Origin of the sequence: Actinomyces ruminis (genome assembly GCF_002154335.2) — a bacterium.
Taxonomy (GTDB): domain Bacteria; phylum Actinomycetota; class Actinomycetes; order Actinomycetales; family Actinomycetaceae; genus Actinomyces; species Actinomyces ruminis.
Map to the genome: position 1 here is coordinate 31,361 of NZ_MTPX02000008.1, position 19,319 is coordinate 50,679.

Below are 19,319 nucleotides of genomic sequence, written 5' to 3' on the forward strand. Positions count from 1 at the left end.
AATCCCGGCCCGCGCCTACTGTGGAGACATGAGCGAACACGCCACCTCCCCTGTGAACGCCAATCCGTACCTCGGCCTTCTGGAAGCCTCACTGGACCGCTCCCGCGAGCGCTTCGACCGTGCCCTGGACGGTGTCAGCGTAGAGCAGGCCAACACCCAGCCCACCCCGGAGCTCGCCCCGCGCATCGACTCCCTCAGTTGGCTGGCCTGGCACACCGCCCGCGAGATCGACATGCAGATCTCCGCCCTGGCCGGCAGCGAGATGCTGTGGACCGCCGCCGGCTTCAAGGAACGCTTCGCTCTGCCACTGCCCGACGACACCGAGGACTGGCGCCACACCCCCGCGCAGGCCGCGCTGGTGCGCGTGGACAGCCTCGGCGTCCTGACCGACTACCTCGACGCCGCCTACGGCCTCGCGCGCAACTACCTGCGCTCCCTGCCCCCGCGGGCGCTTGAGGAGGTCATCGACCGCGCCTGGACGCCGCCGGTCACCCGCGGAGTGCGGCTGGCCTCGATCATCGACGACGCCGCCCAGCACTCCGGCCAGGCCGTCTACACCCGCCGCCTGCTGGGACTGCCCGGCTGACTCCGGCGACCGCCGATGTACCGACGGTGCACCGAGACCGGCACAAGTCACGCACCCAGGCCGCCACTAACGACGCGTTCAAACCGTCACGAATGACGCTCTGCCTGGCCATGTCCCTCCACTCGTGTCAATCCGGCTCTCCCGGTCTGAGGGGGGTGGTAGAGGCAGGCGCATCGCGGAAACGGCAGGGCGCCGGATGGGTTCACCGTGCCGGGATTGACTGCCTGCGTCCCCTGGACCTGCCAGCGAGGCCATCTACAACGCCACTTCGTGGTCTACTACGCTACTTCGGGGTTAACAACGCCGGTTAACGGTCTGCTGAAGGGCTCTGAGGTATACAGCAGAACGTTAAGTAGCGTTGTTAACGCCCAACCGGCGTAGTAGACGGACTCTTCCGGTTTCAGAGGCATGGAGACGGGATACCTGCATGCGGCTGGGATGCTGGCCTGTCCGTCTGCGGGTGTGGTGGATAGCGGCGGGCGGCTCACCGTCGGCGCGGAATCCACCGGGCAGCCTTCGCTTGGCGCCTGCCGCCCGCCCCACCACACCCTCACTAGGAGATCCCTCACCCGTGGCCTTGCCTTCGAGCGCACTCAAAGTCGTAGCTTCCAGGTATGGATTCGGAAGCCTTGGGACGAGCTCTGCGTCTTGCCATCGACCCGCCCGGCGAAGTCAGTATCGAGGCACTGCAGGAGTTGGCCCGCGATGATCGAGCAGCGGACTGGGACATCGGCACCACCGCTCGACACCTGCAAGTCAGCCCGCACACACTTCGCTACTACGAGCGAGTCGGGCTGATCACTGTTGCGCGCAACGCCGTCGGCCATCGGCGCTACACCCCAGCAGTTGTTCGCCGCTTGGTATTCCTCACCCGCATGCGGGCGTCAGGAATGTCGATCACTGATCTCCGGCGCTACCTCGAACTAGTCGACGCGGGCCCGGGCACGGTCCCCGACCGCGTTGAGCTACTCGCAGAGCACCGCAACACGCTGCGCCGCCGGATCACCCAACTTCAACTCGCCATGCAGTCACCGAATTCAAACTCGCCACCTACGCCGAAGGGCCCCGTCCATGAACTCCAGTCAGCACGACATCTCCTCCGCTGATAGCCTCGCCCGGCGTCGGCATGGCCAACACGTCTTGTCCCAAATCGACGGCGACCAGGGCGAAGCAGTCATAGACTCACTCGCCGACATCAATCCGGCCATGGCCCACCACATCGCCGCATTCGCCTTTGGAGATATTTACGACCGTCCAGGCCTGGATCCGCGCAGCCGACAGTTGGTGACTCTCGGGGTGCTGACAGCCTTGGGCGGCTGTGAACCCCAGCTGAAAGTACATATCGGTGCTGCCCTTAACGTCGGAATCACACGCGACGAAATCGCCGAAGTGATGCTGCACGCCGCCGTCTATTGCGGTTTCCCGAAGGCTCTCAACGCCACCTTCGCGGCCCGCGAAGTGTTTCTCGACCGAGATCGTAAGCGGGAGCATGCGGGATGAAGGGCACGGTTGTGGCAGGTACGCCACCATGGACGACCTCATCCATATGCAGGTCCGGCACCGACCGCGCTCCCCGCATCAGACCTTACGTCGACTGCTCAAAGCGCCGAGCCCCCTTGTCAGCCCACCGCCGCGCCGCGGCGGATGACCGTGACCGGGTTCAGGTTCGCGTCGGTGACCACCGCGTCTGCCCACAGCCCGGGCTCCAGCGCACCGATGGAGACGTCCCCGAGGATCTCGGCCCCCTGGCAGGAGGCGGCGAAGACGGCGTCGACCAGGTCGACCCCGCCGCGCCAGGTGGCACGCACGACGTCGATGAGGTGCGCGGTGCCGCCTGCGATCGCACCGCCCTCGGTCAGGCGGGCCACGCCGTCGGCGACGGTGACGGCGAGGGAGCCAAGCACGTAGTCGCCGTCGGGCATGCCGGCGGCGGCCATGGCATCGGTGATCAGGACGACGTTCTCCCGCCCCAGTGTCTCGAACATGTCCCGCACGATGGCGGGGGCCAGGTGCACTCCGTCGCCGATTAGTTCGACGATGCACTCGCCGCGCGCGGCCGCGGCCAGGAACTCCGGCACGGGGCCGGGCTCGCGGTGATGCATGGGCCGCATGCCGTTGAACAGGTGCGTGGCCGTGGCGCGGAGGGAACGGACCGGAGCTCCGCTCTCCAGGCGCGCGCCGATGCGGGCGGAGGCCTCGGCCAGGCCGACGCGCACGGGTGCGGCCTCGGCGTCGGTGTGCCCGAATGAGGGCAGCGCACCGCCGTCGATCAGGGCCGCCACCACGCCGTCGTCGCCGGTGATGTGTGGCTTTTCGGGGGCGATGGTCATGGTGACCACATGCTCGCGGCCGAGCTCGATCAGTTCGCGGGTCAGCGCGGTGTCGGGGTCCGTGATGTAGGTGGGATCCTGGGCGCCGCAGCGCTCGACGGAGACGAAGGGCCCCTCGAAGTGGATGCCGGCGAGTTCTCCCGCATCGCACAGATCGGCCAGTACCCGGGTACGGGCCCTGAGCGTCTCCGGCGCCGCGGTGACGCAGGAGGCGACCAGGCTGGTGGTGCCGTGTCGCCGGTGCTCCCTGACGGCGGTCATGGCCTGCGCGGCGGTTTCGGCGTTGGGGAAGGACTCCCCGCCGCCGCCGTGGCAGTGCACGTCGACCAGGCCGGGCAGCAGATAGCCGCCCTCCGGCGCGCTGTGGGCGGCGGTGAGCAGATCCGACCAGCCGGCCCGCGCCGCCTCCGCGGTCGGACCGACCCAGGCGATGTGCCGCGCGGCGATGACGACGATGCCGTCGTCAATGATCTGCAGCGGGGTGACCACCCGCCCGCGCAGGGCGAACGGGGCGTCGTCGGTAGGAGCCGCACCGGGATCGGTGATGGGAGGGGTGGTGCTGACGGGCATGGCGGCATTGCTCATAGGGTGAGCCTACCGCAGAACCCCGTAGACATCAGACGTCTGCTGTCTTTATTGATGGTATTCACTGGCGCAACCTGCGCTCAACGCGCCGCACCGCCCGGTCAACTGCGGTCTCCAGCCGGGCCGAGCGGCGGGCGTCGTCGGCCCACAGCAGCCCCTCCCCCACGGGCCGCACCGCCACCACCCGCCCGCGATCCACCAGCAACGGCCGGAACATGCCATTGCTCGCCGGACAGATCAGCCGCTCCCCGGCGGCATCCGTAAGGCAGAGCCGACCCTTGTAGCCCACATGCAGCTCATCGAAGGAGGGCAGGAACAGGGTGCTGCCGGCGGCGCGTCGATTCGTCTCCAGCAGCTCGGGCAGGTCGGCGCGCAGGTACAGCACGTCGCGCCCGGGCGTCGCCCCGGCATCCGCTCCAAGCAGCCGGACGGTCCCCCGCAGTCCGCCCTCGGCACGGGCGCGCGCCAGCGGTACCCGGGCAGCGTCCGCGTCGGTCTGATAGGCGGCAGCGTTCGTGATCTCGACGGCGTCCTCCAGGGCGCGAGCGGCCTCCACCAGCGGCAGTGTGGTCCAGCGGGACAGGTCGGCCACGCTCACGGGACCGTGACTGGTGGCGTAGCGGCGGGCGATCTCCGCCAGGGCGGCGCGGTAGCCGGGCGCGCCGTGCGCCACTCCCCCGCTGCCGCCGGGACCGGTCTCCGCGGCGGGCAGGTCACGCGCATCCACGATCAGGTGCTCGTTTCTCTGCCTCGGTCCTTGTACGAGCACGCCCTCGCGCTGCAGCCGCGTCAGCAGGTGGCGCCGACGCCCCGCACCGGTGGCGAAGGAGTCCGGCCCCTCGGCGGCGTCCAGTAGGCCGGCCTCGACCCAGGCGGAAACCAAACGTGCCCGCGGCACCGGTCCGTGTACGGAGATCAGTTCCAGGGCGACGGCGGCAGCGCGCTCAATCAGGCGTCGTCGAGGCCGAGGTTCTCCGCAGCGCGGAGGGTCCAGGCGTCCGAGCGGTGCTTAAGCGCCACCCGCAGCCAGTGGTGGTCGGCCGCGGTGGTGATGTGGATGGTGCCGCGCATCGGCCATGAGCGCACCAGGCGACCGGCGGCGAACGCGGCGTCAACATCGGTTCCGGTGGCACCATCGGCGCGGACGATCAGTGCATGAGGCACCGCGGAGGGCTGCTGACCCTGCACGGCCAGCTGACGGCGCACTGCTTCGACGACGTCGGGGGCGGTGGTGGCGGGAACGAGTCCCTGGGCGAGGATGCGCAGATAGGACATCTCGCGCGGGGCTGCGACGGGACGAGAGACGGGCATGGGCAGATGGTATGTGCCGCCTGGTCGGACTCGCTCACCGGGCGTGGCACGGGCGAGTTAGAACAGCCGGGCGGAGGGATCGTCCAGGCCCCGCATGGCGTCGTAGTCCAGCACCACGCAACGGATGCCGCGGTCCTCGGCGAGCACCCGCGCCTGCGGCTTGATCTGCTGGGCGGCGAACACGCCGCGCACCGGGGTGAGCAGCGGGTCGCGGTCGAGCATGTCCAGGTAGCGGGTCAGCTGCTCGACGCCGTCGATGCCGCCTACGCGCTTGACCTCCACAGCCACGGCGGCGCCGGCGGCGTCGCGCACCAGCAGGTCGACCGGGCCGATGGGAGTGGGGTATTCCCGGCGCACCAGGCGGAAGCCGGGGCCCAGCACCTCCACCTGCTCGGCAAGCAGCTCCTGCAGGTGGGCCTCGACCCCATCCTTGGTCAGGCCCGGGTCCACGCCCAGTTCTACGCTGTTGTCGGACACAACGTCGAACAGACGGATGACCAGGCGGTCGTCGCTCTTGGCGGCGGTCACCTCCCAGCGGGCCGTGACGCCGGCCTCGATGTCCTCCTCGTCGGGAGCGACCTCGGCCAGGCGCGCGGGCGGACTCATCCAGTTCAGCGGCTTGTAGGAGCCGCCGTCGGAGTGAACCAGGACCGAGCCGTCGGCCTTGACCATGATCAGGCGGGTGGCCCGGGGCAGGTGGGCGTCCAGGCGGCCGGAGTAGTCCACGGAGCAGGAAGCAATGACGACGCGCACCCCGGCAGCTACCCGTTCACCTCCGTCCCAGTCCCCTTCGCCGAGGTCGACGACGATGCGGCCTCCGTGATGACACAGCGAACGGGCAGCCCCAGCGGCTGGGCAGGCACCACCACGTCGACCGACCTCGGCACACAACTTGTGCCGGTCTCGGCGAGGGGGGGGAGGTAGCGGGAGCCGGAAGCGCTAGAAGAGCGTGGGTTGGGAGGGGGCGGCGGACTCGATCCAGGCGACCAGCGCGGAATGGGAGTCTTCCACCATGGCCAGTTCAAAACGCTCACCGCGGTAGCGGCAGGGCACGTCCACGACGTGCCCGCCCTCGCCACGGCGGTGCACCGGACCCAGCTCAAGGTCTTCGCGCAGCAGCCGCCGCCGCGGCCGCAACGACCAGGACACCAGCCGGTGCCACTCCAGGTCATCGTCGCCGAAGACGGCAATGCCACTGATCCAGTGCCGCCCGCCGGCCGGGCGCAGGGCGCACTCGAAGGCGCCCACGCGCCCCGCCAGGTGGCGCAGCCGCGTGAGAAACAGGCCGGCGAGGATGATCACGACCAGCGCTACCGCGCCGACAATTCCCCACACCGGCATGCTCATGATCAGTCCCGTATGCTCACGCCGGGGATGACGATGGTCTCGGCGATCACGTCCGTGACCCGGGTGCTGGACTCGAGCGCCTCCGCCCCCGCGACGTCGGCCGCCACGGTGACCACGTCGCCATCGACCGAACAGAAGCCGCCGGCCACGGGCACCGCGACCGCCTCACCGTCGAGCGGCATGATGCGCACATTGCCGCGCCCGAGCACCGCCAGGATCGGCTGCCGCCCGGGCAGCACACCGAGCTCGCCGTCGGGCAGCGGGACCGAGACCCGAGTGGCTGTGCCGACCCAGGCCTCTCCCCCGAACCGGGAGACCACCTCCACACTCAGGCTGTGCTCGCCGGGCATCAGGCGTCTGCCATTTCCGCAGCGCGACGCTCGAGGTCCTCGATGCCGCCGATGTTGAAGAAGGCCTGCTCGGCAGGTGGTCGTAGTCGCCCTCGGTGATGCGGCGGAAGGCCTCGATGGTCTCCGCCAGCGGCACCGTGGAGCCGGGCACGCCCGTGAACTTCTCCGCCATGTAGGTGTTCTGGGACAGGAACTGTTCGATGCGCCGGGCCCGGCCCACCGTGACCCGGTCCTCCTCACTGAGCTCATCCACACCGAGGATGGCGATGATGTCCTGCAGCTCCCGGTTCTTCTGCAGGATCGACTTCACCCGGGTGGCGACGTCGTAGTGCTCCTGACCCACGTATTGGGGGGCAAGCAGCCGGGAGGTGGAGGCCAGCGGGTCCACCGCCGGGTAGATGCCGCGGGAGGCGATGTCGCGGGACAGCTCCGTGGTGGCGTCCAGGTGGGCGAAGGTAGTGGCCGGGGCGGGGTCGGTGTAGTCGTCGGCGGGCACGTAGATCGCCTGCAGGGAGGTGATGGAGTGGCCGCCGGCCGAGGTGATGCGCTCCTGCAGCTGGCCCATCTCATCGGCCAGGTTCGGCTGGTAGCCGACGGCGGAGGGCATGCGGCCCAGCAGGGTGGAGACCTCGGAGCCGGCCTGGGTGAAGCGGAAGATGTTGTCGATGAACAGCAGCACGTCCTGGTGCTGCACGTCGCGGAAGTACTCCGCCATGGTCAGCGCGCTCAGGGCCACCCGCAGACGCGTGCCCGGCGGCTCGTCCATCTGCCCGAACACCAGCGCGGTCTTGTCGAACACGCCGGCCTCGTCCATCTCCCCGATCAGGTCGTTGCCCTCACGGGTGCGCTCACCGACACCGGCGAACACGGACACACCGCCGTGGTTCTGGGCGACGCGCTGAATCATCTCCTGGATCAGAACCGTCTTGCCGACGCCGGCACCACCGAACAGGCCGATCTTGCCGCCCTGCACGTAGGGGGTCAGCAGGTCGATGACCTTAATGCCGGTCTCGAACATCTGCTCCTTGGCCTCGAGCTGTTCGAAGGTCGGCGGCTGGCGGTGGATGGGCCAGCGCTCGTTGATCTCCAGGTGCTCTCCGTCGGCGAGGTTGAGCACCTCGCCGGTGACGTTGAAGACGTGCCCGAGGGTGACATCCCCGACAGGCACGGAGATGGGGGCACCGGTGTCGCGCACCTCGGTGCCGCGCACCAGCCCGTCGGTGGGCTTGAGCGAGACGGTGCGCACGATGTTGTCGCCCAGGTGCTGAGCCACCTCGAGGGTGATCTCGTGGGTCGCATCGCCCTCACCGGTGGCGTTCACGGTCACCTTCAGCGCGTTGTACATCGCGGGGATCGCGTCCGGCGGGAACTCGACGTCGACGACGGCGCCGATGATCCGGGTGACGTGCCCGATGGCGGGGGTGGTCCCTTGGGGGGTCGTGTCGGTCATGATGCGTTCTTCCGTGTCCGTTCTGCCAGAAGCTGCTGGGGTTGATTGGCTGTGAGTCGGGTGGTGCGACGGGCCGCTATTGCGAACCGAGGGCGTCGGCGCCCGAGACGATCTCGGTGATTTCCTGGGTGATGTCGCCCTGGCGGGCGGCGTTGGCCAGGCGGGTGTAGGTGGCGATCAGGTCCTCGGCGTTCGAGGTGGCCGTGTGCATGGCCTGCTGCCGGCTGGCCAGCTCGGAGGCGGCGGCCTGCAGCAGGGCATTGCGGATGCGGCTGCGCACGTAGCGGGTGAGCAGGGCATCCAGGACGGCGTCGGCGCTGGGCGAGAACTCGTACAGGGGGCGGGCGCCGGTCCGCTCGGCCCGGACTCGTTCGACGTCGGCGGCCAGGTCCTCACGGCTCAGCTCCCCGGGGCCGTCTACGTCCACGACTTTCAGCGGCAGCATGCGGCGCACCTCGGGCACCTGCGAGACCATGGAAACGTAGCGGGTGAAGACGATGTGGACCTCCGCTACGCCGCCGGCCTCGGGGCTGGACAGGAAGTAGTCCAGCAGGACCGTCGCCACCTCCTCGATGGAGGTGTCGCTGGGGCGGTCGGACTCGCCGGTCCAGGAGAACTCCACGGGACGTCCGCGGAAGGCGAAGTACGCGCTCGCACGGCGCCCGTAGGTGAACAGGACCGGCTCCTTGCCGTCCGCCACCAGCTGCTCGATCAGCCGCTCGGTCTCCCGCAGGATGGTCGCGGAGTAGGCGCCGGCCATGCCCCGGTCCGAGGTGAGCACGAGGACGGCCACCCGGTTGGTGTCCTCCCGCTCCCGGGTGAGCGGATGATCCAGGGCGGCGTGGGTGCCGACGGCGGCAACCGCCTGGCTCAGGGCGTGGTCATAGGGGCCGGCCTCCTGGGCGTTGTGGCGTGCGGAACCGATCCGGGAGGAAGCGATCAGCTCCATGGCCCGGAAGACCTTCTGCAGCGTCTGGGTAGACCGGATGCGCTGCTTGTAGATGCGCTGGTTCCCTGCACGTGCGTCAGCCCCTCTTGACCACGATCTGCTCGGCGGTGTGCTCCGCGGGCACCTCTTCCTCAAGTGCCTCTACCTGCCCGGACAGCATGCGCCCGCCGGACAGGTAGGTGGTGCGGAAGGCCTCCACGGCCTGACGCAGGGCCGCCTCGGTGTCTTCGTCCAGCTGACCGGTGTCGCGGATGGTGTCCAGGATGGAGGTGTTGCGGCGCAGGTGGTCCAGCAGCGCACGCTCAAAGGGCAGCACGTCGGCGACGGGGAGGTCGTCGAGGTAGCCGTTGGTGCCCGCCCACACGCTGGCGACCTGCTCCTGGACCGGATAGGGCGTGAACTGCGGCTGCTTGAGCAGCTCCATGAGCCGCTCGCCGCGCGTCAGCTGCTGACGAGTAGCAGCGTCCAGGTCGGAGGCGAACATGGCGAAGGCCTGCATGGAGCGGTACTGCGCCAAGGTGATCTTGAGGGTACCGGCGACCTTCTTCATGGCCTTGATCTGCGCGTCACCACCGACGCGAGACACCGAGATGCCCACGTCGACGGCGGGGCGCTGGTCGGCGTTGAACAGGTCGGACTGCAGGAAGATCTGCCCGTCGGTAATGGAGATGACGTTGGTGGGGATGTAGGCGGAGACGTCGTTGGCCTTGGTCTCGATGATCGGCAGGCCGGTCATCGAGCCGGCCCCCAGCTCGTCGGACAGCTTGGCGCAGCGCTCCAGCAGCCGGGAGTGGAGGTAGAAGACGTCACCGGGGTAGGCCTCGCGGCCCGGCGGACGGCGCAGCAGCAGGGAAACGGCGCGGTAGGCCTCCGCCTGCTTGGACAGGTCGTCGAAGACGATCAGCACGTGCTTGCCGCCGTACATCCAGTGCTGGCCGATGGCCGAGCCGGTGTAGGGCGACAGGTACTTAAAGCCGGCCGGGTCGGAGGCCGGGGAGGCGACGATGGTGGTGTACTCCAGGGCGCCGCGCTCCTCCAGGGTGGCGCGCACCGAGGCGATCGTGGAGCCCTTCTGGCCGGTGGCCACGTAGATGCAGCGCACCTGCTGGGAGGGGTCGCCGGTCTCCCAGGCGGCCTTCTGGTTCAGGATCGTGTCCAGGGCGATGGCGGTCTTGCCCGTCTTGCGGTCGCCGATGATCAGCTGGCGCTGCCCGCGGCCGATCGGGATCATGGAGTCGATGGCCTTCAGGCCGGTCTGCAGCGGCTCGTGCACGGACTTGCGCATCATCACGCCGGGTGCCTGCAGCTCCAGGGCGCGGCGTCCCTCGGCGGCGATCTCACCGAGCCCGTCGATGGGACGGCCCAGGGGGTCGACGACGCGCCCGAGGAAGGCGTCCCCCACCGGGACCGAGAGCACCTCGCCGGTGCGGTGCACGACCTGCCCCTCGTCGATGTCGGAGTAGTCGCCCAGGATGACCACGCCGATCTGCCGCTCGTCCAGGTTCATGGCCAGTCCGGCGGTGCCGTCCTCGAAGGTGAGCAGCTCGTTGGCCATGGCGCCGGGCAGACCCTCCACGTGGGCGATGCCGTCGGCGGCGAAGACCACGTGCCCGATCTCATCGGCGGCAACTTCCGCCGGCCGGTAGGAATCGACGAACTCGTCCAGGGCGGAGCGCACGTCCTCCGCGGCGATGGTCATATCAGCATCTGTCGTCTCCTTCGCTGTGGCTGGCTGCGTTCTCGCAGCGGTTCGTTTGGCTTGTGTGTGGCGTCGGGTCATCCGGTCAGTGCGGCGCGCAGCCCGGCCAGCGAGTGGCGCACGGTGTTGTCCATGACGAGGTCGCGCACCATGACCCGCACGCCGCCGATGACTTCCGGGTCGACCTCCAGGTTGAGTTCGACGTCGTATCCCAGGCGGCGGGCCAGGATGTCACGCAACCGGGCCTGCTGCTGGGTGGTCAGCGGCACGGCGGTGACGACGTCGGCGATCACCCGGTTCTGCATGGCGGCGGCCAACTCGGTGACGCGGCGCAGGTTGTAGGGCACCCCGCCGACGGCGACCTCCGGCTGGTGCCGCACGCACCAGACCACCAGGGTCATGGCGGGGTGAGAGATGCGGGAGGCGAACAGCCGCTGGGCCAGGCGCACGCGGGCCTCGGTGCTGGTGCGGCGGGCCGGCTCGAGTGCCTCGCGGATCTCCCGGTTTGCGGCGACCTGCCGGGAGACGGCGAAGACCTCCTGCTCGACGTCGTCGAGGGTGCCGCCCGCCCGGGCGCCGGCGAGGATCGACTGGATGCCCAGGTCGTGCAGCGCACTGATCAGGTCGACGGGACGCGACCAGCGGCCCCGGACCATGCCCTGCAGCAGCTCCACCACCCGCGCGTCAACCCGCCCGGCGAATAACCGTGAGGCCAGCGCGGCCTTGTGCTCCGGCTCCCGGTTGGGGTCGGTCAGCGGCCCGCGCAGCGGGTTGGAGGCGATCGCGTGCGCCATGGCGAGGATCTGTTCGCCCAGTTCCTGGCCCTGCGCGCCGGCGGCGGCCAGGACGGGCGCCCAGGCCTCCTCGGCGTGGGCGCGGGTGGTGGCGGTGCCGGCCTTCACCGGACCGACCCCGCTCTCGCGGACCAGGCTGTGCTGACCGGGGCGTCCTCCAGCTCGTCGAGGAAGCGGTCGATCACGCGGCTGGACAGTTCGGTGTCGGTCAGGTGCTCGCCGACGAGTTTCTCGGCCAGGTCGGTGGCCAGCAGGCCAACCTCGGAGCGCAGTGAGATCTGGGCGGCCTGCTTGTCCGCCTGGATCTGCCGCTCGGCGGCCTCCATGGCGCGGCCCGCCTCACCGGCGGCCTCGGCGCGCGCGTCGGCAATGATCTTGTCCGCCTCCGCCTGCGCGTTCTCGCGGATCTTGGCGGCCTCCAGACGGGCGTCCTCCACGAGCCGAGCCGCACGGGCCTCGGCTCCGGACTGCTCCTCCTTGGCCTTCTCCGTCAGGGCGAGCCCCTCCTCGATCTTCGCGGTGCGTTCATCGAGCACCGCGTTGAATCGTGGCAGGGCGTACTTGACCAGGACGACGGCGATGATCAGAAAGCAGATCGTGCCCCAAACCAGGTCGGCCAGGTCAGGGATGAACAGACCAATCCCCTCCGGAGTCCCGGCCGCCGGCAGCACGACGGTACCGACAGACATGCTGGTCACTCCGTATCGATCACGAGAAGATGAAGCCGGCGACGAAGCCGAGCAGGCCGAGGGCCTCGATCAGGGCCGCACCGATGAACATGTTGGTGCGCAGCACACCGGCGACCTCGGGCTGCCGAGCGGTGGACTCCTGGGTCTTGGCCACGACCATGCCGATGCCGAGGGCGGGACCGACGGTCGCCAGGGCGTAGCCGATCGTCGCGATAGAACCGGTGATTCCCATGGGGTTTCTCCTCAGTGTTGGTGGGTGGTGGTGGATTATTCGGGCGTGTCAGTGCAGGTGCACCGACGATTCGATGTAGACGGCGGACAGCAGGGCGAAGATATAGGCCTGCAGAGCGGCGATGAACGTCTCGAACAGGATGAAGACGATACCCGCCGCCATAGTGACGACGCCAACAGCCTTCAGCTGCGCCGACGCGTACACGAACAGCGCGTTGGTGGCCAGGAACCACAGCGACAGCAGCAGGTGTCCGGAGATCATGTTCGCCATGAGTCGGACGGTCAGCGTGAACGGTCGCATCACGAAGGTGGACAGGAACTCGACCGGGACGATCAGGGGGTACAGGAAGCCGGGCACGCCCGCCGGCACCAGCGAGCGCAGGGTGAACTTTCCGACCCCGTTCGTACGCACACCCGCATAGATGAAGGTGATGTAGGAGACGATGGCAAACACCAGCGGCATGCCCACCACGCCGGTGGAGGCGATCTGCAGGCCGGGGATCACGCCGGAGAGGTTCAGGAAGAACACGCCCAGGAAAATCGTGGTGATGATCGGGGTGTAGCGCTCGCCGTACTTCTCGCCGAGGATCTCGACCGCAATGTTCTTACGGACGAACTCCAGCAGCATCTCCAGCACGTTCTGGAAGCGCCCAGGCACCACCTTGGCGCGGGACGCGCCGATGCCGAACAGGGCCACCAGCACCAGCGTCATGATGATGCGCACCAGCATGACCCGGTTGAGCTCGAAGGGGGTGCCCAGGAAGGCAAAGGGCTCGGGATAGAAGTCGTCGATCGACGGGGCCTCGAAGCCGCCCTCATCCGCTGCCGGGACGATCGCGGCCAGACCGGATGCGAGGATCGCGCTCGTTGTCACCGGACCTCCTCAGGAACGATTGCGGACTGCGGAATGCTACCGCGGTGCGCCGTAGCAGTGATGCCCGATGGCATTCATCACCGCATCCGGCGCCAGCACCTGGCGGTCATGCTACTCCCCTCATGGGGCAGTGACCCAGCCCTGCTTCAACCCCGGTCGCACTTTCGCCAATGTCGGTAGACGTTACGTGCCGAGGTCGGTCGATATGGCGGCGTGCAGGTGAGCCATGCGATTCGGACTCTGCCGGAACGCGGGCGGGCTGACGGTCCGCGCCGTCTAAGCGCCCGGGTTCGCCGCGTCCTTCTCGCCGCCATTCCTGCCCGACCGGCCAGAGGGCGCGTGGCTGCCGGAACCGAGCGAGACGACCTCGACGGCGGTCACCCCCAGCAGTACTGCGGCGAAGGCGCAGAAGAACCAACCCGGGGCCAGTGCCTCCCGGTGCGCTCCGAGCACCAGCACCACCCCGATCATCACCAGGATCTTGGCGGCGAATGAGGCCATGACGCCGGCCGACGCGAACATTGGGAAGCGGTCCCAGGGGATGAGCAGGGCGCCCACGGTGATGAGGGTCAGCAGAACCCCGATCAGAGCGCCCCACGCCGCCCCGGCCCAGGCGCTGCCACCGGCCAGGGCGCCGGCAATCAACGCGGCTGCGGCGATTACCCCACCCGTCCATGCCACGCGCACGGCGGTGCGGCGGAACAGCGACTGCTGCGACATCCGCTGCGACAGGGGCTGCTTCTTGCTCTGTCTCGGTTTCTGCTTCAACGTCGGCTACCTCTGCCGTGCCGGGGGCGGGCATGACGGGCACCCAGGTGGCGGGCCCAGGCCTGACGGACGCCGGGCATCAGATCCGCCGTGACCACCAGGCGAGGGCCACGCCGACGGCGGCGCCCGCCAGCACCCAGCTCAGGGGGAAGAAGGCCATTGCGGCCACGGAGTACGCGGCCACGGCCGCCCACACGTACATCACCAGCACGGCGCGGCGGTGGGAGTGGCCGGCGGCGAGCAGTCGGTGGTGCATGTGCATGCGGTCGGGGTGGAAGGGACTGTGGCCGGCGCGGGTGCGGCGCACGATTGCCATGAGCATGTCCATCAGCGGCAGCAGCAGCACCGCCAGGGGGATGAGCACGGGCAGGAACACGGGCACCGCCGTCGGGCCCCCGAGCGTACCCGGGTCGACCTGCCCGGTGACGATGATGGTGCCGGCGGCACTGATCAGTCCCAGCTGCATGGAGCCGGAATCGCCCATGAAGATGGTGGCGGGATGGAAGTTGTGCGGCAGGAATCCCAGGCAGATGCCGATCAGGCCGCCATCACCGTGGCTGCCAGGGAGGTGTAGGACTCCGGGGAGGTGTGCCGGGTGAGCACGTATATGTATAGGAAGAAGGCGGAGGCACCGATGCCGATGATGCCGGCGGCCAGCCCGTCCAGGCCGTCGACGAAGTTGACGGCGTTGATAACCGCCAGCACCACGATGATCGTGGAGAACAGCGATAGTCGCGAGGAGCCGAGCGTCAGCCCGCCGACGGGGAAGGTAATCAGCTGTACGCCCTGCCACGCCATGACGCCGGCGGCCAACACCTGCCCCACCAGCTTGGTCATCCAGTCCAGTTCCCACAGGTCGTCGATAACGCCGAGGGCACACACCAGGCCGGCCCCCAGTACCACTGCCCAGGCCGAGGAGTCGATGACTCGGGACAGGTAGGGCACCTGTGAGGCAACCACCATCGCGGTGGCGAAGCCGGCGAACATGGCCACACCACCCAGCCGTGGAATGGGGGTGGAGTGCACGTCCCGCGCCCGCACCGGGGTGAGGGCACCGCTGACCAGGGCGAGGTGACGCACGATCGGCACGGCCACGTAAGTGACGGCCGCAGCGACCAGCAGTACCAGCAGGTAGACCTTCACGCGCCCACACTCTCCAACTGCGCCCAGGTAATAACGCCCTCGCGCAGCAGCTCGGGGCCCCGGGCGGTCGCCCCGGCCAGGGACACGATGGTGGAGGGCACTGGCCCGGGGGTGGGGCCGCCGTCCAGCAGGAGGATCTGCGTCGGCACCGCTCCCATCTCGCCCGGCCGGGGCGCGTCAGCGACGTCGACGACGCGGCCCGGGAAGGCGGCGCGCACGCCGACGGCGTCGGTGGCCGGTGGCCGTCCCGTGGCGTTGGCGCTGGTCACGGCCATGGGGCCGGTGGCGCGCAGGAGGGCCAGGGCGACGGGGTGGTCGGGCATGCGCACGGCGATCGTGCCGCCGGTGTCCCCCAGGTCCCAACCGAGGCCGACGGCGGCGTCGAGCACCAGGGTCAGCGCCCCGGGCCAGAAGGCATCCATGAGCGCCCGGGCAGCGTCCGGGACGTGGGCGACGACGCCGTCAAGTTGAGCCGCGTCGGCGACCAGTACGGGCGGCGGCATGGAGCGGCCCCGTCCCTTGGCGGCCAGCAGTCGGGCCACGGCGTCGGCGTCGTCGGCGCGCACGCCCAGGCCGTAGACGGTGTCGGTGGGCAGGGAAAGAAGCCCGCCTGCGGCGACGTGTGCGGCGGCCCTGGCGATCTGCTCGGGCATCGACTGCTGGGCCTGCTCTGTCACGGCCGTCATCTTCGCACGATTCACCCCGTTACGCGCGCACGCGCCGCGGTGACCGGCTCAGCGGCCGGTCGGCTCCTTCCCTGCGGTCAGCGCACTGTGCCAGATCAGGCAATGCCGAGGATCGACTGGAGCACGAATATGCCTGACGGGACTAAGAATGGTATGACCTCGGGCAAGAAGGCCTGGATCGCGAACAGCACCGCGCAGTCGAAGAACATGAAGCCCATCAGCAAGGTGGCGTTCGCGGAGGCCGACTGGATCTGATACCAGTCCTCCTCGGAGCGGTAGGCGCGGGGGATGCGCACGCCTGCGAAGGAGTTCGGTTTCAGGGTGCCTCGCTTCATCTTGACGCCGATGACTGTGACCGTGAGACCGCCTGCGACACATGCAACAACTAACAACATACTTGTCAGGAAGTCCGCCATGTGGTCACCTCGTTCTACTCAGGGCACGGTTCCTGCGGGACAGGCCACAGTTTACCGTCCGCCGGGCCGCCTACACGATGCGGCGGGCGGCGGCCCAGCGGGTGAGCTCGTTGCGGTTGGACAGCTGCAGCTTGCGCAGCACGGCGGACACGTGGGTCTCCACCGTCTTGACGGAGATGAAGAGCTCGGCGGCGCACTCCTTGTAGGTGTAGCCGCGGGCGATCAGCCGCATGACCTCGCGCTCACGGGCGGAGAGGCGGTCCAGCTCCGAGTCGGCCACGGCCACCTCCCCGGCCCCGGCGCCGAAGGCGTCCAGTACGAAGCCGGCGAGCCTCGGGGAGAAGGCGGCGTCCCCGGCGGCGACGCGCCGCACCGCCTGGGCCAGGTCGGTGGAGGAGATGGCCTTGGTGACGTAGCCGCGGGCGCCGGCGCGGATGACCCCGACGACGTCCTCGGAGGCGTCGGAGACGGACAGGGCCAGGAAGCGGGTGGCCGGCATGTCCCGGCAGGCGGTGACGACCTCGGCACCGCCCCCACCGTTGCCGCCGGGCAGGTGCACGTCCAGCAGGACGACGTCGGGGGTCAGGGCGTGAACGGCGGCGATGGCGCCCTCAACGTCGTCGGCCTCCGCGATCACCTCCATGTCGGGAGCGTCGGCGGCGAGTTCGGCGCGCACGCCGGCGCGTACCAGGGCGTGGTCGTCGACGACGAGGATGCGCAGCGGGGGCTGGGGCGGCTCGGAGGTGGGCGGCTGGGTCATGGGGATTCCTGGTTCTGGATGGGGTGGGCTGCGGCAGGCGATGGCTTGGGCCGGCCGGTTTAGTACGGAGAGGGGGGCCCGGCCGAGGCCGCGGAGGCGGTGGACGCCGGCGTGGACGGGACGGCCGGTGCGGCCAGGGACAGGTGCACCTCGGTGCCATTCTCGCGGCAGCGCACGGTGGCGTGGCCGCCGTGGCGCTCCATGCGTCCGATGATCGACTCCTTCACGCCGTGGCGGTCGGGGGCGACGGTGGCGAGGTCGAAGCCGGTGCCGTGGTCGCGTACGAACACGTCCAGGTGGTCGACGGAGATCTCGGCGTAGGCGCTCACCGGCGCCGCCCCGTGGCGCACGGCATTGGACAGCGCCTCCCTGGCGGCGGCGACCACGACCTCCGTTGCCGCGTCTGGGGGCCGGTCCCCCACAATCACGAGCTCCACCTCGACGCCGTGGCGATCCTCGATCTCGGCCACCAGGTCGCGCAGGACGTCGGCGGTTGAGGTGGCTGCCTCGGGGCGGTCGGTGTACAGCCAGGCACGCAGTTCGCGCTCCTGGGAGCGGGCCAGGCGGGCCACCGTCTCGGGGTCGTCGGCGCGCTTGCGGATCAGGGTGAGGGTCTGCAGCACGGAGTCGTGCAGGTGGGCGGCGATGTCGGCGCGCTCGGCCTCGCGGGCCTCGGCGGCCCGGGTGTCCGACAGAGCGCGGTTGGTGCGCAGCCACAGGGGCGCCAGCACCAGGCCGATGCCGAGCACCAGCGCACCTCCGGTAAGTACGCCTTTGAACAACTCACGCGGCGGGGTGTCGTCGCCGATCAGTAGCAGCACGCCGACGGCGGTCAACACCACGCGCCGGCCAGGCGCACGACGGTGCCGGAATCCCGTTCCGGGCCGGTCAGAGCATCGGCCTGGGACCAGGCCAGGGCGGCACCAGAGGTGACCAGGATCAGCGGCAGCAGCCAACCTGCGCCACCGGAGAAGGCTCCCTGCCGCCAGGCGGCGATAAGGGCCGCCGCAACCAGTAGCGCAGCGCCCCCGACCAGGCCACGCAGTCTGGGCGTCAACAACGGCCGATCGGCGGTGCGACCCGCCAACCGGGCGGCGAGCCGAGCTCGCGCGGGTGGCAGCGGTGCCGGGCTGAGCGGGTTGCCGGTGGGCACGAACGCCCACAGCAGCAGATACAGCAGGATGCCGGCGCCGCTCATGACTCCCGCCAGCACCATGCCCAGCCGCACGACGCCTACCGGCAGCCCCAGGTGGACGGCGAGTCCCGCGCATACGCCGGCAAGGACCCGCGACGGGCACGGCGCCACGGCCCGGAAGGGTGGACGCAGCAGCGGCGGGCGACCGGACGACGGCGCACCCGCACCTACGCCCGCAGCAGCGGCCGCCGACGTCGGCCGCTGCTGCGGGGGCGCGGACGGGGTGGGCGCAGACCGCTCCCCGAATGCGGGGGGCGTGCCGGAGGCCGTCTGGGTCATGGCCCCATGGTGGCACGCCGTTCCGTCTCCCATGCAGGGCCACGGGCGGAAATCAGGGACCCCCGGTGTGGGAATCGGGGGAGGCTCAGGGGGGACCCCCATCGCCTCGGCGTGGCCGACGAGCCGAAGATAGGGCCATGAGCGAAGTGCCCCCTCCCGAGCCGTCCGCCGAGCAGCCTCAAGAGCAGGCGCCCAGCCCCGGTGCCGGGCAGCCCGCCCAGCCCGGTGGGCCGGTCCCTCCACCGGGTGCCGTCCCCCCCGGGCAACCTGCCGCCGGGCACCGATCCCCTCGGCACTGTGCCGCCGCAGGGCGCCTTCCCACCCGACGCCGGCGCGTCCGCGCCCCTACCACGCCGGCCGCGGCAGGGTTCTTCGAGTCCCTGCGCCGCACCGGCCTGGTACGCACCAATGAGCGCTGGATCGGTGGTGTGGCCGGCGGCGTCGCCCGCCGCCTTGGCCTGGACCCCACCCTGGTGCGTTGCATATGGCTGGTGTTGACCATCTTCAGCGGGGTCGGGCTGGTGCTGTACGGCCTCGGCTGGGCGCTCATGCCCGAGGAGTCCGACGGACGCATCCACCTGGAGCAGGCACTGAACGGCGACTTCGACGCCGGACTCGCCGGGGCGCTGGCCACCTTCATTGCCGGCTGGGTGCTGCTCGACCACGGCCTGGTCCCGTCCTGGTACATCACCGGCCTGGCCCAGTCGGACCTGTACAACGGCTTCTGGCCCGTGGTGTGGAGCTGCCTGGCGGTGGGGCTGGCGTACTGGGCCTACCGCGCCTTCCAACGACGTCATCACCAGCAGCCGACTCCGGGCGCCGGGCTCGACGGCGCCGGGCGGCACCGCGTCCCACACCGCACCGCCGACCACCGGGG

Annotated in this window: 22 protein-coding genes and 2 pseudogenes; 4 read left to right on the forward strand and 20 right to left on the reverse strand. The window is 69.8% G+C overall.

The genetic code is table 11. From position 1 onward, the window contains the following. Nucleotides 1-28 precede the first annotated feature (28 nt). The 3 genes from BW737_RS00975 to BW737_RS00985 all read left to right on the forward strand — a co-directional run bounded on the left by BW737_RS00975 (nucleotide 29) and on the right by BW737_RS00985 (nucleotide 2,086). On the forward strand, nucleotides 29-586 hold the full coding sequence (locus BW737_RS00975; RefSeq protein ID WP_086615353.1) for a mycothiol transferase: 558 nt from the start codon (nucleotides 29-31) through the stop codon (nucleotides 584-586). Between the two features lie 614 nt (nucleotides 587-1,200). Beyond that, entirely contained in the window at nucleotides 1,201-1,692 is a 492-nt protein-coding gene (locus BW737_RS00980; RefSeq protein ID WP_338063819.1) for a MerR family transcriptional regulator, read from the forward strand. After that, complete coding sequence (locus tag BW737_RS00985; RefSeq protein ID WP_086615354.1) at nucleotides 1,658-2,086, forward strand: carboxymuconolactone decarboxylase family protein; 429 nt, start codon at nucleotides 1,658-1,660, stop codon at nucleotides 2,084-2,086. The genes BW737_RS00980 and BW737_RS00985 overlap by 35 nt, the downstream gene beginning before the upstream one ends. A 119-nt stretch (nucleotides 2,087-2,205) precedes the next feature. Here BW737_RS00985 and BW737_RS00990 read toward each other — a convergent pair whose 3' ends face one another. From BW737_RS00990 to BW737_RS19260, 20 genes and pseudogenes are all read right to left on the reverse strand, one after another. After that, nucleotides 2,206-3,501 (reverse strand): N-acetylglucosamine-6-phosphate deacetylase, encoded by a 1,296-nt coding sequence (locus BW737_RS00990; protein ID WP_257210324.1) that lies wholly within the window; start codon nucleotides 3,499-3,501, stop codon nucleotides 2,206-2,208. Nucleotides 3,502-3,562: 61 nt separating this feature from the next. Further along, entirely contained in the window at nucleotides 3,563-4,399 is an 837-nt protein-coding gene (locus BW737_RS00995) for a DNA glycosylase AlkZ-like family protein (RefSeq protein WP_338063820.1), read from the reverse strand. 50 nt (nucleotides 4,400-4,449) lie between these two features. Further along, nucleotides 4,450-4,812 carry a DNA glycosylase AlkZ-like family protein gene (locus BW737_RS19250; RefSeq protein ID WP_338063821.1) on the reverse strand — a complete coding sequence of 121 codons (363 nt, stop codon included), beginning with the start codon at nucleotides 4,810-4,812 and terminating at the stop codon, nucleotides 4,450-4,452. A gap of 57 nt (nucleotides 4,813-4,869) precedes the next feature. Further along, the gene (gene nucS, locus BW737_RS01000; RefSeq protein WP_086615355.1) at nucleotides 4,870-5,565 is read right to left on the reverse strand and encodes an endonuclease NucS; all 696 of its coding nucleotides are present in this window, start codon (nucleotides 5,563-5,565) and stop codon (nucleotides 4,870-4,872) included. Between the two features lie 186 nt (nucleotides 5,566-5,751). Continuing rightward, on the reverse strand, nucleotides 5,752-6,159 hold the full coding sequence (locus BW737_RS01005) for a DUF2550 family protein (protein WP_180271970.1): 408 nt from the start codon (nucleotides 6,157-6,159) through the stop codon (nucleotides 5,752-5,754). Nucleotides 6,160-6,161: 2 nt separating this feature from the next. Next, a complete protein-coding gene (locus BW737_RS01010; protein WP_086615357.1) occupies nucleotides 6,162-6,509 on the reverse strand; it encodes a F0F1 ATP synthase subunit delta/epsilon in 348 nt (115 codons plus the stop codon). Continuing rightward, nucleotides 6,509-7,959: pseudogene (gene atpD, locus BW737_RS01015) on the reverse strand (F0F1 ATP synthase subunit beta). The gene BW737_RS01010 and the pseudogene atpD overlap by 1 nt, the downstream one beginning before the upstream one ends. A 76-nt stretch (nucleotides 7,960-8,035) precedes the next feature. Next, a complete protein-coding gene (locus BW737_RS01020) occupies nucleotides 8,036-8,962 on the reverse strand; it encodes a F0F1 ATP synthase subunit gamma (protein ID WP_257210325.1) in 927 nt (308 codons plus the stop codon). Nucleotides 8,963-8,984: 22 nt separating this feature from the next. Next, on the reverse strand, nucleotides 8,985-10,607 hold the full coding sequence (atpA, locus tag BW737_RS01025; RefSeq protein WP_086615359.1) for a F0F1 ATP synthase subunit alpha: 1,623 nt from the start codon (nucleotides 10,605-10,607) through the stop codon (nucleotides 8,985-8,987). Between the two features lie 77 nt (nucleotides 10,608-10,684). Beyond that, the gene (locus BW737_RS01030) at nucleotides 10,685-11,509 is read right to left on the reverse strand and encodes a F0F1 ATP synthase subunit delta (RefSeq protein WP_086615360.1); all 825 of its coding nucleotides are present in this window, start codon (nucleotides 11,507-11,509) and stop codon (nucleotides 10,685-10,687) included. After that, nucleotides 11,506-12,090, reverse strand: a complete 585-nt coding sequence (locus BW737_RS01035; RefSeq protein WP_086615361.1) for a F0F1 ATP synthase subunit B — start codon at nucleotides 12,088-12,090, stop codon at nucleotides 11,506-11,508. The genes BW737_RS01030 and BW737_RS01035 overlap by 4 nt, the downstream gene beginning before the upstream one ends. A gap of 19 nt (nucleotides 12,091-12,109) precedes the next feature. Further along, nucleotides 12,110-12,316: an ATP synthase F0 subunit C gene (gene atpE, locus BW737_RS01040; RefSeq protein ID WP_086615371.1), complete on the reverse strand. Its 207-nt coding sequence runs from the start codon at nucleotides 12,314-12,316 to the stop codon at nucleotides 12,110-12,112. Between the two features lie 54 nt (nucleotides 12,317-12,370). Next, on the reverse strand, nucleotides 12,371-13,195 hold the full coding sequence (gene atpB, locus BW737_RS01045; RefSeq protein ID WP_086615362.1) for a F0F1 ATP synthase subunit A: 825 nt from the start codon (nucleotides 13,193-13,195) through the stop codon (nucleotides 12,371-12,373). A 276-nt stretch (nucleotides 13,196-13,471) separates the two neighbouring features. Then, nucleotides 13,472-13,915 (reverse strand): hypothetical protein, encoded by a 444-nt coding sequence (locus BW737_RS01050; RefSeq protein ID WP_180271972.1) that lies wholly within the window; start codon nucleotides 13,913-13,915, stop codon nucleotides 13,472-13,474. 44 nt (nucleotides 13,916-13,959) lie between these two features. Next, nucleotides 13,960-15,106, reverse strand: a pseudogene (locus BW737_RS01055) (MraY family glycosyltransferase). Further along, the gene (locus BW737_RS01060; RefSeq protein ID WP_086615363.1) at nucleotides 15,103-15,792 is read right to left on the reverse strand and encodes an L-threonylcarbamoyladenylate synthase; all 690 of its coding nucleotides are present in this window, start codon (nucleotides 15,790-15,792) and stop codon (nucleotides 15,103-15,105) included. The pseudogene BW737_RS01055 and the gene BW737_RS01060 overlap by 4 nt, the downstream one beginning before the upstream one ends. 95 nt (nucleotides 15,793-15,887) lie before the next feature. After that, nucleotides 15,888-16,208, reverse strand: coding sequence for an SdpI family protein (locus tag BW737_RS01065; protein ID WP_086615364.1), 321 nt, complete (start codon nucleotides 16,206-16,208; stop codon nucleotides 15,888-15,890). Nucleotides 16,209-16,278: 70 nt separating this feature from the next. After that, nucleotides 16,279-16,968 carry a response regulator gene (locus tag BW737_RS01070; RefSeq protein ID WP_086615365.1) on the reverse strand — a complete coding sequence of 230 codons (690 nt, stop codon included), beginning with the start codon at nucleotides 16,966-16,968 and terminating at the stop codon, nucleotides 16,279-16,281. 59 nt (nucleotides 16,969-17,027) lie between these two features. Continuing rightward, complete coding sequence (locus BW737_RS19255; protein ID WP_338063822.1) at nucleotides 17,028-17,810, reverse strand: sensor histidine kinase; 783 nt, start codon at nucleotides 17,808-17,810, stop codon at nucleotides 17,028-17,030. Further along, nucleotides 17,801-18,442, reverse strand: a complete 642-nt coding sequence (locus BW737_RS19260; protein ID WP_338063823.1) for a PspC domain-containing protein — start codon at nucleotides 18,440-18,442, stop codon at nucleotides 17,801-17,803. The genes BW737_RS19255 and BW737_RS19260 overlap by 10 nt, the downstream gene beginning before the upstream one ends. 137 nt (nucleotides 18,443-18,579) lie before the next feature. On the opposite strand from BW737_RS19260, the gene BW737_RS01080 reads away from it, so the two are divergent. After that, nucleotides 18,580-19,319 (forward strand): PspC domain-containing protein (locus BW737_RS01080; protein ID WP_218961722.1); only part of this gene is annotated, 740 nt, incomplete at its 3' end.

Coding starts and splice junctions, on each gene's coding strand:
- BW737_RS19260 (WP_338063823.1), bottom strand. CDS start 18,442: ATGACCCAGACGGCCTCCGGCACGCCCCCCGCATTCGGGGAGCGGTCT.
- BW737_RS00985 (WP_086615354.1), top strand. CDS start 1,658: ATGAACTCCAGTCAGCACGACATCTCCTCCGCTGATAGCCTCGCCCGG.
- BW737_RS00980 (WP_338063819.1), top strand. CDS start 1,201: ATGGATTCGGAAGCCTTGGGACGAGCTCTGCGTCTTGCCATCGACCCG.
- BW737_RS19250 (WP_338063821.1), bottom strand. CDS start 4,812: ATGCCCGTCTCTCGTCCCGTCGCAGCCCCGCGCGAGATGTCCTATCTG.
- BW737_RS01035 (WP_086615361.1), bottom strand. CDS start 12,090: ATGTCTGTCGGTACCGTCGTGCTGCCGGCGGCCGGGACTCCGGAGGGG.
- BW737_RS01070 (WP_086615365.1), bottom strand. CDS start 16,968: ATGACCCAGCCGCCCACCTCCGAGCCGCCCCAGCCCCCGCTGCGCATC.
- BW737_RS01060 (WP_086615363.1), bottom strand. CDS start 15,792: ATGACGGCCGTGACAGAGCAGGCCCAGCAGTCGATGCCCGAGCAGATC.
- BW737_RS01065 (WP_086615364.1), bottom strand. CDS start 16,208: ATGGCGGACTTCCTGACAAGTATGTTGTTAGTTGTTGCATGTGTCGCA.
- BW737_RS01005 (WP_180271970.1), bottom strand. CDS start 6,159: ATGAGCATGCCGGTGTGGGGAATTGTCGGCGCGGTAGCGCTGGTCGTG.
- atpA (WP_086615359.1), bottom strand. CDS start 10,607: ATGACCATCGCCGCGGAGGACGTGCGCTCCGCCCTGGACGAGTTCGTC.
- BW737_RS00990 (WP_257210324.1), bottom strand. CDS start 3,501: ATGAGCAATGCCGCCATGCCCGTCAGCACCACCCCTCCCATCACCGAT.
- BW737_RS01010 (WP_086615357.1), bottom strand. CDS start 6,509: ATGCCCGGCGAGCACAGCCTGAGTGTGGAGGTGGTCTCCCGGTTCGGG.
- BW737_RS00975 (WP_086615353.1), top strand. CDS start 29: ATGAGCGAACACGCCACCTCCCCTGTGAACGCCAATCCGTACCTCGGC.
- BW737_RS01050 (WP_180271972.1), bottom strand. CDS start 13,915: ATGTCGCAGCAGTCGCTGTTCCGCCGCACCGCCGTGCGCGTGGCATGG.